The organism is Actinophytocola sediminis (genome assembly GCF_054779715.1).
Genome location: NZ_BAAGXS010000067.1, coordinates 13,777 through 26,055 on the forward strand (window position 1 = coordinate 13,777; position 12,279 = coordinate 26,055).

The 12,279-nt window shown below is 72.2% G+C and carries 12 protein-coding genes; 6 read left to right on the forward strand and 6 right to left on the reverse strand.

The features are described 5' to 3' along the window. The first annotated feature begins 66 nt into the window (after positions 1-66). Positions 67-1,509, forward strand: a complete 1,443-nt coding sequence (locus tag ACYVIP_RS31540; protein WP_460402967.1) for a sugar porter family MFS transporter — start codon at positions 67-69, stop codon at positions 1,507-1,509. On the opposite strand, the gene ACYVIP_RS31545 is transcribed toward ACYVIP_RS31540, so the two are convergent. Continuing rightward, entirely contained in the window at positions 1,506-2,300 is a 795-nt protein-coding gene (locus ACYVIP_RS31545) for a helix-turn-helix transcriptional regulator (protein WP_460402969.1), read from the reverse strand. The genes ACYVIP_RS31540 and ACYVIP_RS31545 overlap by 4 nt on opposite strands. Before the next feature lie 49 nt (positions 2,301-2,349). Here ACYVIP_RS31545 and ACYVIP_RS31550 point away from each other — a divergent pair, with 49 nt between their 5' ends. The 3 genes from ACYVIP_RS31550 to ACYVIP_RS31560 all read left to right on the forward strand — a co-directional run bounded on the left by ACYVIP_RS31550 (position 2,350) and on the right by ACYVIP_RS31560 (position 4,472). Further along, positions 2,350-2,769 (forward strand): DUF2000 family protein, encoded by a 420-nt coding sequence (locus tag ACYVIP_RS31550; protein WP_460402971.1) that lies wholly within the window; start codon positions 2,350-2,352, stop codon positions 2,767-2,769. Between the two features lie 79 nt (positions 2,770-2,848). Further along, positions 2,849-3,430 carry a superoxide dismutase family protein gene (locus ACYVIP_RS31555; RefSeq protein ID WP_460402973.1) on the forward strand — a complete coding sequence of 194 codons (582 nt, stop codon included), beginning with the start codon at positions 2,849-2,851 and terminating at the stop codon, positions 3,428-3,430. 187 nt (positions 3,431-3,617) lie between these two features. Then, positions 3,618-4,472, forward strand: a complete 855-nt coding sequence (locus ACYVIP_RS31560) for a zeta toxin family protein (protein ID WP_460402975.1) — start codon at positions 3,618-3,620, stop codon at positions 4,470-4,472. Positions 4,473-4,520: 48 nt separating this feature from the next. On the opposite strand, the gene yidC is transcribed toward ACYVIP_RS31560, so the two are convergent. The 5 genes from yidC to ACYVIP_RS31585 form a co-directional block, all read right to left on the reverse strand. Beyond that, entirely contained in the window at positions 4,521-5,288 is a 768-nt protein-coding gene (gene yidC / locus ACYVIP_RS31565; protein ID WP_460402977.1) for a membrane protein insertase YidC, read from the reverse strand. 69 nt (positions 5,289-5,357) lie between these two features. Then, positions 5,358-5,666 (reverse strand): DUF6412 domain-containing protein, encoded by a 309-nt coding sequence (locus tag ACYVIP_RS31570; RefSeq protein ID WP_460402979.1) that lies wholly within the window; start codon positions 5,664-5,666, stop codon positions 5,358-5,360. A gap of 81 nt (positions 5,667-5,747) precedes the next feature. Then, a complete protein-coding gene (locus tag ACYVIP_RS31575) occupies positions 5,748-7,625 on the reverse strand; it encodes a calcineurin-like phosphoesterase C-terminal domain-containing protein (RefSeq protein ID WP_460402981.1) in 1,878 nt (625 codons plus the stop codon). A 63-nt stretch (positions 7,626-7,688) separates the two neighbouring features. Then, entirely contained in the window at positions 7,689-11,222 is a 3,534-nt protein-coding gene (locus ACYVIP_RS31580) for a P-loop domain-containing protein (RefSeq protein WP_460402983.1), read from the reverse strand. A gap of 13 nt (positions 11,223-11,235) precedes the next feature. Beyond that, a complete protein-coding gene (locus tag ACYVIP_RS31585) occupies positions 11,236-11,595 on the reverse strand; it encodes an RIP homotypic interaction motif-containing protein (RefSeq protein WP_460402985.1) in 360 nt (119 codons plus the stop codon). 95 nt (positions 11,596-11,690) lie between these two features. Here ACYVIP_RS31585 and ACYVIP_RS31590 point away from each other — a divergent pair, with 95 nt between their 5' ends. Further along, on the forward strand, positions 11,691-12,062 hold the full coding sequence (locus ACYVIP_RS31590; protein WP_460402987.1) for a DoxX family protein: 372 nt from the start codon (positions 11,691-11,693) through the stop codon (positions 12,060-12,062). 6 nt (positions 12,063-12,068) lie between these two features. Continuing rightward, a complete protein-coding gene (locus ACYVIP_RS31595; protein ID WP_460402989.1) occupies positions 12,069-12,215 on the forward strand; it encodes a hypothetical protein in 147 nt (48 codons plus the stop codon). Positions 12,216-12,279: the final 64 nt, after the last annotated feature.

Sequence of the window (12,279 nt, forward strand, 5' to 3'; positions counted from 1 at the left end):
GTGGGGCGACTTAGAGTGGCTGGGGTTTGGGGTGGTGACGGTGCGCCGAGACAGTGAGGACACGACATGGTTCAGGGATTCTCCCGGGAGCCCGGCACCCAGGGGCCGCTGACCGACGCCCCGGAAATCCCGGCGGCGGGAATCCGGAAGATCACGATCTGGGCGGTCGCGATCGCCGTCGGGGGATTCCTGTTCGGGTTCGACACCGGGGTGGTGTCCGGCGCGCTGCTCTACCTGCGCGACGACTTCGGGCTGAACGCGTTCGAACAGGGCAGCGTGGTCAGCGTGCTGCTCGTCGGCGCGATGATCGGCGCGACGATGACCGGACGGCTGGCCGACCGCGTCGGCAGGCGCCGGTCGCTGGGACTGATCGGCGTGGTGTTCCTGATCGGCACCGCGCTGGTGTGCGTCGCCGGCGGCTACTGGACGTTGCTGCTCGGCCGGATCGTGCTCGGCCTCTCGGTCGGCGGCGCGTCGGCGCTGGTGCCGGTGTATCTGTCGGAGATCGCCCCGACCAGGATCCGCGGCAGGCTGTTGACCCTGAACCAACTCATGATCACTGTCGGCATCCTGGTCGCCTACCTGGTCAACCTCGCCTTCGCCGGCATCGGCGGGTGGCGGGAGATGTTCGCGGTCGGCGCCGTCCCGGCCGTGCTGCTGGTCGTGGCCGCGCTGTGGCTGCTGCCGGAGTCACCACAGTGGCTGATCGCCAACGGCAGGACCGAGGTGGCCCGCAAGGGGATCGCCGGGGTCGCCGGTGCGGACATCGCCGATCGACTGGTCACCCGGATCCAGCAGCGGATGGCCGACGCCGAGGCCGAGGAGGCCGCGGCACCGGCATCGGAGAGCAAGGGGCTGCTCGCCCCCGACGTCCGCCCGGCCCTGATCGTCGGCCTGACGCTGGCCGCGGTGCAGCAGTGCGGCGGCATCAACACGATCATCTACTACGCGCCGACCATCATCGAGCAGACCGGGCTGACCGCGTCGAACTCCATCTTCTACGCGGTGGCCATCGGCGTGATCAACCTGGCCATGACGCTGGTGGCGGTCAAGATCGTGGACCGCGCAGGCCGCCGGCCGATGATCCTGGTCTCGCTCGCGGTCATGGCGATCTCGGTCTTCCTGCTCGGGTTGGCCTTCCTCGTCGGCATGGGCTCGGTGCTGACGCTGCTGTTCATGGTCATCTACATCGCCGCGTTCGCCGCCGGGCTCGGCCCGGTGTTCTGGACGCTGCTCGGCGAGATCTTCCCGCCGTCGGTGCGCGCCAAGGGATCCAGCGTGTCGACCGCGGTGAACTGGACGGCCAACTTCGTGGTCAGCCTGGCGTTCCTGCCGCTGGCGAGCCTCATCGGCCAGGGCCAGACGTTCTGGATCTTCGCCGTGATCTGCGCGCTGGCACTGCTGTTTGTCGGTCGCTACCTGCCGGAGACCCAGGGCCGCGACCCCGAGCAGATCCAGCAGGGCCTGCACGCCCGCTTCGGACACGGCAAGCCGAGCACTGTCCGCTAGACCCGGCCCGCGTACCGGGCGGGGCTGGTGCCGACGATCCGGGTGAAGTGGCGGGACAGGTGCGCCTGGTCGTAGAAGCCGGCCGCGGTCGCCACCGCCGACGGCGGCATGCCGGCCAGCAACAGCCTTCTGGCCAGGTCCACCCGGCGGCCGGTCAGGTACTGGTGCGGCGCGATGCCGAACTCCCTGCTGAACGACCGCACCAGGTGGGCAGGGTGGGCCGACAGCATCGTCGCGGCGTCCGCAAGGGACAGTCCACTGCGGACTCGGTGGTCGAGCAGCTCGCGCAGCCTGCCGGCGAGCCCCCGGTCGGCGGACGGCCGCGCGTCGCCAACCCGGCGCCGCAGGTGCTGGTCGAGACGGTCGGCGACCAGCGCCAGCCTGCTCTGTGCCGCCAGACCGTCCGCCGGCCGCAGCAACGTGTCGTGCAGCTGGTGGATCCGGGTGCGCAGCGCGGGATCGGCCAGCCCCGGCTGGTCCACCGCGGACCCGGCCAGCGCGGGATCCAGCAGCGTGTGGTCCAGGTACAGCACCCGCTTGCGGAACCCGTGCGGGGTGGCCGACCGGCCGTCGTGCGGCACGTGCGGCGGCAACAGCGTCACCAGTGAGCGCAGCGCGCCGTGCTCGTGCCGGTCGAGGGCGAAGCGCACCGCGCCGTCGTCGACGATCAGCAGCGTCCAGGCGTCGTGGGTGTGCATCGGGTACACGTGCTCGACGAAGTGGGCGTGGAAGACCTCGGCCAGCCCCGCGACCGGCGGGCGCCACGCGGTGACCTCCGAGTTGGACCGCACGCAAGGAACGTACAAGACACCCACCGGCACGCACGACACCATCGGCGGCGTGCAACCCAGCCGTTTCGACACCAAGATCGCCGTGCTGCTGCGGGACGACCTGCTGACCTGGCAGCGCCTCAACGTGTGCGCCTTCCTGGCCAGCGGCCTGGCCTCGGCCGACCACGACCTGATCGGCGAGCCGTACGCGGACGCCGACGACACCCCCTACCTGGCCATGTTCGGCCAACCCGTGCTGGTGTTCGCCGGCACCAAGGAGGTGCTCACCGCCGCGCATGCCAGGGCGGTCGGCCGGCACCTGCCGCTGGCGGTGTTCACCGCCGACCTGTTCGCCACCGGCAACGACCGCGACAACCGGGCCGCGGTGCGCGCCGTGCCCCGCGACCACCTGGACCTGGTCGGCCTGGCGGTGCACGGACCACGCAACGCCGTGGACAAGGTGGTCAAGGGCGCGACCATGCACCGCTGAGCCCGCCGGCATCACACGATCGAGCGGACGGGGGCGGCGATCGCCGCCGAGGGTGCGCCGCAGCCGCCAGAATCCCGGTATGAAGCCCGTCGCACGTCGTGTCCTGACCTGTCTGCTCGGCCCCGCGCTGGCCGCCACCCTCTCCGCCGGCCCGGCGGTCGCCGCGGCCGATCCCTACTGGCTGGCCGTGATGGGGACGTTCTCCCCGCCCTCGGTGTTGCTCATGTCCAATCCGGTGACCTATGACCCGGACAGGGTGCCCGCCGGCGGCTCGATGACGGTCACCGAGTTCGCCGAGGACGACCGGACGGGCGTCGGGCTGTCGGTGTCCGGCCTCCAGCCCAACCGCGACTACGGCGCCCATGTGCACACCAGCCCGTGCGGCAATCTCCCCGAGGACGCCGGCCCGCACTACCAGCACCTGCCGGACCCGGTGCAGCCGTCGACCGATCCCGCCTACGCCAACCAGGACAACGAGGTGTGGCTGGACTTCACCACCGACGAGACCGGCCACGCCACCGCGTCAGCCAAACAGGACTGGCGGTTCCGTCAGGGCGGCGCGAACTCCGTTGTCCTGCACGACAAGCACACGTCCACCGAGCCGGGCCACGCCGGCGAGGCCGGGGACCGGCTCGCCTGTTTCACCGTGCGTTTCCGCTGAGCCCATAGCAGGACAACGGATTCGGGACAGCGCGTGGTGGGGTGACGCTCAGCCGGGTGACTCCGGTGGCCGTCGGCCGGGCGCCGGGGTCAGCTTCGTTCGCACGTTGGATTCCGTACGCGAAAGGATCCCGATGTCGAACGTAACTGACCGCGAACCCCGTTTGTGGTCCCGAATCCTGGTCACCGTGGCGTCTGCCGCGGTACTGGGCGGCCTGACCGCGGCGCCGAGCGCGGCCGAGCCCGCCCTGGACCCGCTGACCGACGAGCAATGGGCCGCGCACGTCGAGCGGGTGGACGAGGCGGTCATCGAGGCGGTGGCCGAGGGCCTGGCCACCGACCGCACCCACACCGTCAACGGCGACGGCGTGACCTGGCTGCCGGAGCGGGCAGCACAGCAGCGGCGGATCGCCAGCGAGCTGTACGCGCGGGGCGAGCTGGTGCCCAACGGCGGCGAGGCCGTGTTCACCGGCGGGCTGCCCGGCGTCAGCAGGACGGCCGTGCTCAACCAGAGCCCCAGCATCGACCCGTCGCGATACCTGGTGCTGGACGCCAACGACGCCAAGCAGAAGATGTGTGAGTACGGCATCATCCCCGAGATCGACGGGATCGCACCGTTGGAGACCGCCGACCTGATCCAACGGGAGTCCTCCCACATCATCGGTCTGGTCGCCGAACTGGCCGCCGCCGACCGCAAGAACGTCATCTGGAACACCACGATGGGTTCCAACGGGGCGCTGGACAGCAGGCTGGCCGCGCTGCGCGACGCCGGCTACGAGCAGTACACCGCCGTGTTCCTGGACGTGCCGATCGAGGCCAGCCTCGAGCGGACCGACCAGCGTCACCGGGACGGCTTCGAGGAGTTCCGCAACGGTGACGTGTGCGCCGGCCGGCACGTCCCGGCCAGGGTCATCGAGGCGCAGGCCGACACCGAGTACGAGAGCGTGAACCGCCGCGTGTTCGAGCTGCACAAGTCCGACTTCGACCGCTGGTACGTCTACGACGCGACGGACCTCCCCGCGGTCCTCGTCGACCAGGGCTGACCGGGCAGTCGGGTGTGCGCGCCGGTACTGGCGCGCACACCCGACCGCTCAACGTGGCTCGACCCTGGCCAGGATCTGTTGCTGCGCGAAGGTCCAGACGTTGCTGGTGGCGAGATACACCAGCACCCCGATGGGCATCGGGAACAGCCAGGCCGAGGCGACCAGGCCGATCGGCGCGAGATACATCAGCACCCTGCTGACCACCGCCAGCTGCGGGTTGTCGGTGTCCTGGCGGCGCAGGGAAGTCCGGATGGACAGGAAGGTCGCGAGGCCGGCGAGCAGCACGAGCGGCAGCCCGACCCCGAGCAGGTGCGCCTTGTCGGTGCCGACGGCGGCCAGCTCGGCCATCGGCTGGCTGAACCAGTTGCCGAGCCGGGCACCCCACACATCCGCGTTCAGGAACGACGCCACGCCCGCCTGATCGAAGACCTGGTTGGTGTGCGCGCCGGGGGCGAACCCGCGCAGCACCCAGAACAGGCTCAGGAACACCGGGATCTGGATCAGGGCCGGCAGGCAGCCGGCGAGCGGACTGGTACCGGCGTCGGCGTGCAGTCGCTGGATCTCGCGGGCCATCCTGGCCCGGTCGGCGCCGTGCCGTTCGCGGATTCGCCTGACCTTGGGCGCGAGTAGCCGCGCGTGCCCGGCGGCCCGGTGCTGGCGCAGCGCGAGGCCGACCAGCAGGGCGCGCACGGTGAAGACGAGAAAGACGATGCCAAGTACCCAGGCGAGTCCGCCGTTCGGGTCGATGACCGCGCCGAAGACGTTGTGCCAGAACCACAGTACGGCCGAGACAGGGTAAAGCAGGAAGTCGAACATCGAACGTCACTCCGTCATGCCAGGGGGATTTCGGACAGGCGGATGCGACTGCCCTACCTGGTGACGGGGTCAGGCAGCCGCGCTGCCCGGTGACGGAGCTCGTGATCGGATGCGGCCAGGCGCGTCGGGATCGCGTAGCCGGACGACGGTGGTCAGTCGCGCCCGTTCGCGCAGGGAGACGGTGCGTACAGTCGCCGGGGTGCTCGCCGGCTCGATCCGCGGCCTCATGGCGAACACGCCGAGCGCGGCGGCCAGACCGGCGGTCAGCGCCCCTGCCAGGCTCAGCGGCCCGGCGTCCCCGGCGGCGGGCAGCGCGAGCAGCAACGCCGGCAGCACCAACGCCACCGCGACGCGCATCCGCGTGCCAACCACGTCCACCCCACGCACAGTACGCGAAATGCCCTGAATGAGGCATTGAGGACGGTGAACGTCGTCAATGCCTCATTCAGGGCATGAGGGTCAGGTCACGCGGAAGCGGAGGGTGTCGGTGAACGTGCGGCCGTGGCGGTCGGTGGCGGTGACCACGGCGCGGTGCTGGCCGGCGTCGAGGTCGGCCGGCAGTTCGAAGCGCCACAGGTGCATCGACCGGTCGGCCAGGCTGCCGCCGTTGACCAGCTGCTGGGCGGCGGCGTGCGGGTCGGACCACTCCGGGCCGACCAGCTGGGCCTCGCCGCGCATGGGCTGGGTGCGCGCGGCGGGCCGGGCGCGGTCGCCGTCGAGGCGGACGTCGACCGTGGCGCCGGTGGACCCGATGAAGAAGTTGGTGGTCAGCCAGGTCCGCCCGGCCAGGTCGGCGCGGCTCACCACCAGCGGGTCGCCGAGTTCGGGTGCCGGGCCATCCGGCGCCTGGTTCCAGGCCTGCCGCGCGGTGTACCAGTCGCGGTAGGTGGGGCTGTTCACGCCGAGCTGGGTCTGTACCGAGTCGCGCTCGCCGGTGACCGAGTAGCGCTCCTGGAACGCGTTGCCCCGCACGTCGAGGGTGAGGATGCCCGGCCGGCCACCGTCGCGGCCGACCGCGACCGGGTAGCCGTCGTCGGTGATCACGCCGGAGTACCAGTCACCGGAGATCGCGCCCGCGGTGATGTGCGGGAACGGCAGCGCGTCGATGCCGAACAGCTCCTGCCAGCCCCGCATGCTGTCGCCGGTGCGCATGTTCTCCACCGAGTGGCTGTGTCCGGAGACCGCGACCGCCCTGCGGTCGGCGAGCAGCTCGTGCACCTCGCGGACCTGGTCGACCTGGTGGATCATGCTGCCCTGGTCGGCGAAGTTGAGCAGGCCGATGTGCGTGGCGACCACGACGAGCTTGTCGTCGTCGACCTTGGCCAGGTCCCGCTCGAGCCAGGCGAGCTGGTCGTCGTCGAGCCGGCCGTTGTACCGCTTGGCGGTCTGCGGGTTGGCGCACTCCGGGTGCTTGCCGTCGGCGTTGTCGACCTCGGGCGTGCACGGGTAGCGCACGGTGTTCAGCGCGAGCACGTGCACGTCGCCGACGTCGTAGGAGTAGTACGCCGGCGCCAGCTGCGCGCGGAAGGTGTCGAAGGAGTGCTCGGCGGTCGCCGCGTCGAAGTCCAGGTCGTGGTTGCCCGGCAGGAACCTGGCCGGACCGTTGGTCATGCTCGTCAGCTCACGCACGTCCGGGTACAGCGACAGGTCGTCCCCGACGACGTCGCCGATGAACAGCGACCCGCAGCCCGCGTAGTCGTGACGCCGGGACAGGTCCCGCATCGCGCCCTTGCGCGCGTACTCGATCTCGGTCCTGTCGTAGGGCTGCAGGTCGCCCGCGATCACGCAGTGCTGCTCGCGGGTCGCGGTCTCCTTGCTGGCCACCACGGGGAAGTTCACCGCGGCCGGTAGCTCGCCGGTCGGCGCGATGCCGCCGTAGCGCAGCGGGGGAGAGCCGGCCGGCAGGTGGTTGTAGTGGAACTGCGCGACGTTCGCCTCGTCCACCGGCACCTGGTAGCCGGCGGGCTGGGTGATGAACACCGTCATGTTGTCGTGCACGGGAAGCCGGTAGCGGCCGCGGGAGTCGGTGGTGACCACGTCGCGCCCGTTGGACACCTGGACGCCACGCAGGCCACGCTCGCGCTGGTCGCTGACGCTGTCCCGGTCACGGTCGACGAACACGGTGCCGGTCAGGAAGGCGGGGTCCGCCGGACCGTCGGCGGTGCGGACGACCTCGATCTGGCCGCGGTAGGCCGAGTCGTTCCAGTCCTTGCCCGCCGTCGCCGGGGCGGCGGCCGCGCCGGGGGAGGCGAGCAGGGTGGCCGCCCCGGCCACGGCCGTGACGGACGCCAGCACCACGCGTTGCCTGCTGCGTTCTCGCGATCGGTTCGTGAACATACTGGCGACCATTCCGGACAAACCTGAACAAGCAGCCCGTTCGCGGCGAACGGCAGGCGACCGTCAGGTGAGGACGACAGACGGCTGACGAGTGACCTCGGTGAGGAACGTGGCCGCGATGTCGGTCAGGACGGCGGGGTCGACGGCGGTCAGCGCGTCGACGGAGTCCCGCCAGTCGGCCAGCCGCAGGGCCCTGGCGATCAGCGGTCGCGCCCGAGCGGTGTCGACGTGCTGTGCCAGGAAGGCCAACGCTTGTGCCTGTAGGCGGGTGCCGAGACTCCCGGCCAGGGTTTCGGCGTGCTCGTGGTCCCCGATGAGCGCCCGGGCTTCGACGATCTTGACCAGTTCCCACGGCGACTCGGCCGCGCGCAGTTCGGTCTCGGCTTCGGTCGCCAGGCTCCTGGCGTGGTCGCGGTCGTTGGCGATGGCCGCGCACTGCGCGATCTCGGCCAGGCTTTTCGCCCGTTGACGCCGGTCGGTGATGGTGTCGGCGGCCTCGGCGGCCGCCAGGGTGAGGCGCCGGGCCTGGTCGTACTGGCCGGCCAGCGCCGCGGCCCGCGCCAGGACCGTCAGCGCCGTCGACCGCCAGCTCGCCACGGTGGCCGCCAGGGCGAGCGCCTCCGCCGCCTGCGTCAGCGTGGTGTCGGCGTGCCCGGCCGCGGCGGCCGCGCGTGCCGCCTCGGCCGAGGTCAGGAGCTGGTCGTAGGGGTCGGTGATCGCCTGGACGAGGTCGAGGACCTGGCGGCGGCCCCCGGCCATCGCCGCGATGACCGTGCGCTGTGCCGGTCCCCGCATCAGCCTGTTGGTAATGGACTTCACCACGGCCAGGGCATGGTCGAAGTCGCCGGCCACGGCCGCCGCCTCGGCCGCCACTGGCAGGACCCATTCCCGGAGGCGCTGTTCCCCGAAGGTTCTCGCCAGGCGCTCGGCGCCGCGCGCGAGGGCCGTGGCGCGGTCGTGGGATCCCGCCAGCGCCATGGCCACCGCCGCTCTCGCCGACGCCTGCGCCCGCCAGTGCGGATCCACGATGCTGGTGGCCAGCGTCGCGGCGCTGTCCGCGAGGACGCGGGCGCGGTCGAGGTCGCCGGCCCTGGCGACCGCGCTCGCCACGTCCGCCAACGCGACGGCCCAGTGCTGGGCGAGGGTGCTGGACCTGGCCGCCGCCTCGGCCTCGGCCGCGAGGTCGGTCGCGCGATCGTGCTGCCCGGCCAGCGCCAGCGCCTGGGCCACCGAGGTGATCGCCCGCGCCCGGGGCTTCTGGTCGACGATCGCGCCGGCGAGGGTGACGGCGTGGTCGAGGTCTCCGGCCAGGACCGCGATCCGCGCGGCCTCCTCGACCACCAGGTCCTGCTCGCCGGTGGCGCGCAGCAGGGGCCGCGCGAGGCGGAAGACGGTTTCCCCGGCGGCCATCAGCTGGGCCATGAGCACGCGCTGCCACTCCGGATTGTCGGCGACGGTGCCGAGCAGACCCCAGGCGCGTGCGACGAGTCGCCGCACGTGGTCGGTGTCGCCGGTCCGCGCCGCCGCCCGCACCACCGCCGCCAGCACGTTGGCCTGCTGGTCGGCTCCGCTGACGGACGCCACGGTCGACGCGGCCTCGCTGACAAGCGTCGCCGCCAGGCCGAGTTCGCCGGCCGCTGCCCGGGATTCGGCCACCTGAGCCAACATCCGCGCCCGGTCGTCGGGACCGATGACCTCGCGCGCGAGGTCGGTGGCGCGGTCGAGTTCGCCCGCCGCGAGGGTGGCTTTCGTCGCGGGTACCAGCGCCCGTGCTCGGACGTACTGATCGGTGGCGCCCCTGGCCACCGCGACGGCCTCGGCGGCGAACTCGGTGGCGCGGTCGGGATCCCCGGCGTGCGCCGCCAGCGCGGCCAGCGCCCACGCGTGCTGGGTCGGGTCGGCGATGGTGCCGGCGACGGCCGCCGCACCGACGATGTCCCCGGCCAGCGCGCCGGCCTCCACCACCACCCGCAGCGCCTCGGCCCGCCTGCGCTCCTGGGCGTCGGCGATGGCGACCGCTCCGGCGAGGTCGCCCGCGCGCGCCTTGTCCCGTAACTCGGCGAAGCCGCCGGGTGAGCGGGCCTTCGCCACCGCCGCCAGCGCGGACTCCCGCTCATGCCGGAGCGTGATGCCGCGCGCCACCGCCTCGGCCTCCTGGCGGACCTCCGCCGCCGCGGGCTCGCCGAGGGTGCCGCCGAGCGCGATCATCGCCGTGACCCGGGTGGTCGGATCGGCGATGGACCTGGCCAGCGCCAGCCCGCGTACCGAACGGCCGAGGCGCGCCCACACCGCGGGCAGGTCGACCGGGATGTGCCGGTTGCGTTCCACCAGACCGTCCCGGCGCACCGCGAGCAGCGCCATGGACCGCAGATCCGCCGGGTCGCGGTCGAGCAGCGCGTCCTGCGCGGCGGCGATCTCGGCGAGCGCGGTCGTGTCCCCGCCGTGCACATCCAGCATGCGGTCATGGCGGAACGGGTCCAGGGCGTGGGTGATCATCCTCGGCAGGTCGCCGACGACCTGGAGCAACGGGAAGTACCCGTGCAGCAGGTAGCCGGGAGTGCTCGCCGGCCAGCGGTCGCGCCGGTAGCCGTCGGCCCAGTCGTGCAGCCGCCGCCGGTACCCGGCCAGCCGGGTGTCGCCGATGAACCGGACGGCGCCCGCGTGCAGTTCCTCGTGGCCGAGCAGGTACACCTCGGGAACCGTCGCGCCGGCCTCGGCCGGCCGGCTGGTGAACGTCCGCCCGGCGACGGCGTGCAGGTCGTCCTCGACCTCCCACGCCTGACGACCGGTCAGCTCCGCCAGCTCCCCGCCGCTGAGGCCACCGCCGGCGGCGGTGACCAGCCCGAGCAGGTCCTGTTCCGCCGGTGAGCCGCGCAGCAGCCGTTTCAGCTCGCGTTCGGCCTCCCGCTGGATGTCCCGCGCGTGCGGGGAGGCGGCGATGGTGTGCTCGACGCCCGGCGCGCGCAGCGGATGCCCGGTTGGCACGTCCGCCGGGAGCGGCGGGTCGTGCCGCCCGGCCACGAGCACCCGCGACCCGGCCGGGGGACTGGCCGGGAGCAACGCGGCCACGCTGTGTCCGCCGGTGTCCTCGTCGAGCCCGTCGACGACGAGGATCAGCCGCTGACCGTCGGCAGCGCACGCCGTGGCGGCGGTGTCCAGCAACGCCAACAACTGCGCGGCGCGGGTGGCGTCGGTCAGGAACGCCGGGACGGGTTCGTCGAGCATCGTCGCCAGCTGCTCGATGACCACGTCCAGGAACGCGTCCCGGTCGCTCTGGGCCGCGAGCCGCGCGGTGATGAAGAACGACACGATCCGCACCCCGGGCGGCGGGTGCAGCACGAACCAGGACAGCAGCGCGGTCTTGCCGGCCCACGGTGCCGCGCGCAGCCACCGGTAGTCCCCGCCGTCGGGGTCGGTGCAGAACGCGGCCAACTCGGCCAGTTCCGCCTCCCGGCCGACCAGGATCTCCGGGGCGATCGCGCGCACCTGGTGGAGGTAGGCCGAACGCGCCGGCCGGCGGTCGGCGAACAGGTTGATCTGGACGTTGCCGTCGCCGACCTGTACGCCCCTGGCGCCCCGCGCGTCGACCTGGTCCACCCGGCGCCTCGCGTCAGTTGAACGTGTTGGTCTGCGTGTTGTGGTCGCCGAGCTGGACGCCCTTGGCCTCACGGACGTCGGCGACGATCACCGTTGGCCCGCCGGCCGCTTCGAGCTGGGCCATCAGCGCTCTGGCGGCCGCCAGCACGTCCTCGTCGCGGTCGGCGCCGCTGGCGGCCAGTGCTTCGCCGAGGGTGGCCTGGTCCTCGGCGTCCAGGACCTCGGCGGCGTCCTCGCCGTGCGCGGCCAACCGCTTGCGCACCGCCGCGCGCAGGCCGGCGTAGGCGTCCTGGATAGCGCCGCTCGCGGTGGCGGTAAGCCCCGCGGCGGCACCCGCGGTGAGTGCGGTGACCACCAGCTCCAGCTCAGACATGCCGAACAGTTTCGCATTCCGGCCGCCGTCACCGCGCGGCACATGTAGTACGATTCTCGTATAATATGAGAACCGTATTAAGTGAGGTTGTCGTCATGGAAACCGGGTATCTCCTCGTCGCGTTGGTGACGGTCGCCGTCAACGCCTTCTCCGGCATCGCCGCCATCACGCGCTTCACGCCGGTCATGCGGACGCTGCGCCCGGCGCTGGCCACGGTCGGCGTGCCGGAGTCGTGGCTGGTCTTCCCGATCGGCGTGCTGAAGGTCGCCGGCGCGGCCGGCGTGCTGCTCGGGGCGCTCTGGGCGCCGCCGCTCGGCACGGCCGCCGCGATCGGTCTGGTCCTCTACTACGTCTGCGCCGTCTACACCCACGTCCGGGTCGGCGACTACCGGTTCCAGTTCGGGTTGGCGACCGGGTTCCTGGCGCTCGCGGTGGCCACGTTGTCGCTCGACCTCGCGCTCCGGTAGGCAGTATTGGACACGGTCTCGCTCGTGCTCGGCAGCGGCGGGATCACCGGCGCCACCGCCGCGCTGGTGGCCTACCTGCGCACTCGGGCCAACCGGCCCAGGCCGACGGTGCTGCACAGCGACACCGCCAACTCGTCCTGGTACGCAATCTGACATTCCACAAAGGACCACCAGTGCCGGTGGTCGCACCCGTGCCCGTCGCGCCGCCGGTTTCCCG

Coding starts and splice junctions, on each gene's coding strand:
- ACYVIP_RS31575 (WP_460402981.1), bottom strand. CDS start 7,625: ATGTTCACGAACCGATCGCGAGAACGCAGCAGGCAACGCGTGGTGCTG.
- ACYVIP_RS31585 (WP_460402985.1), bottom strand. CDS start 11,595: ATGTCTGAGCTGGAGCTGGTGGTCACCGCACTCACCGCGGGTGCCGCC.
- ACYVIP_RS31555 (WP_460402973.1), top strand. CDS start 2,849: ATGAAGCCCGTCGCACGTCGTGTCCTGACCTGTCTGCTCGGCCCCGCG.
- yidC (WP_460402977.1), bottom strand. CDS start 5,288: ATGTTCGACTTCCTGCTTTACCCTGTCTCGGCCGTACTGTGGTTCTGG.
- ACYVIP_RS31590 (WP_460402987.1), top strand. CDS start 11,691: ATGGAAACCGGGTATCTCCTCGTCGCGTTGGTGACGGTCGCCGTCAAC.
- ACYVIP_RS31540 (WP_460402967.1), top strand. CDS start 67: ATGGTTCAGGGATTCTCCCGGGAGCCCGGCACCCAGGGGCCGCTGACC.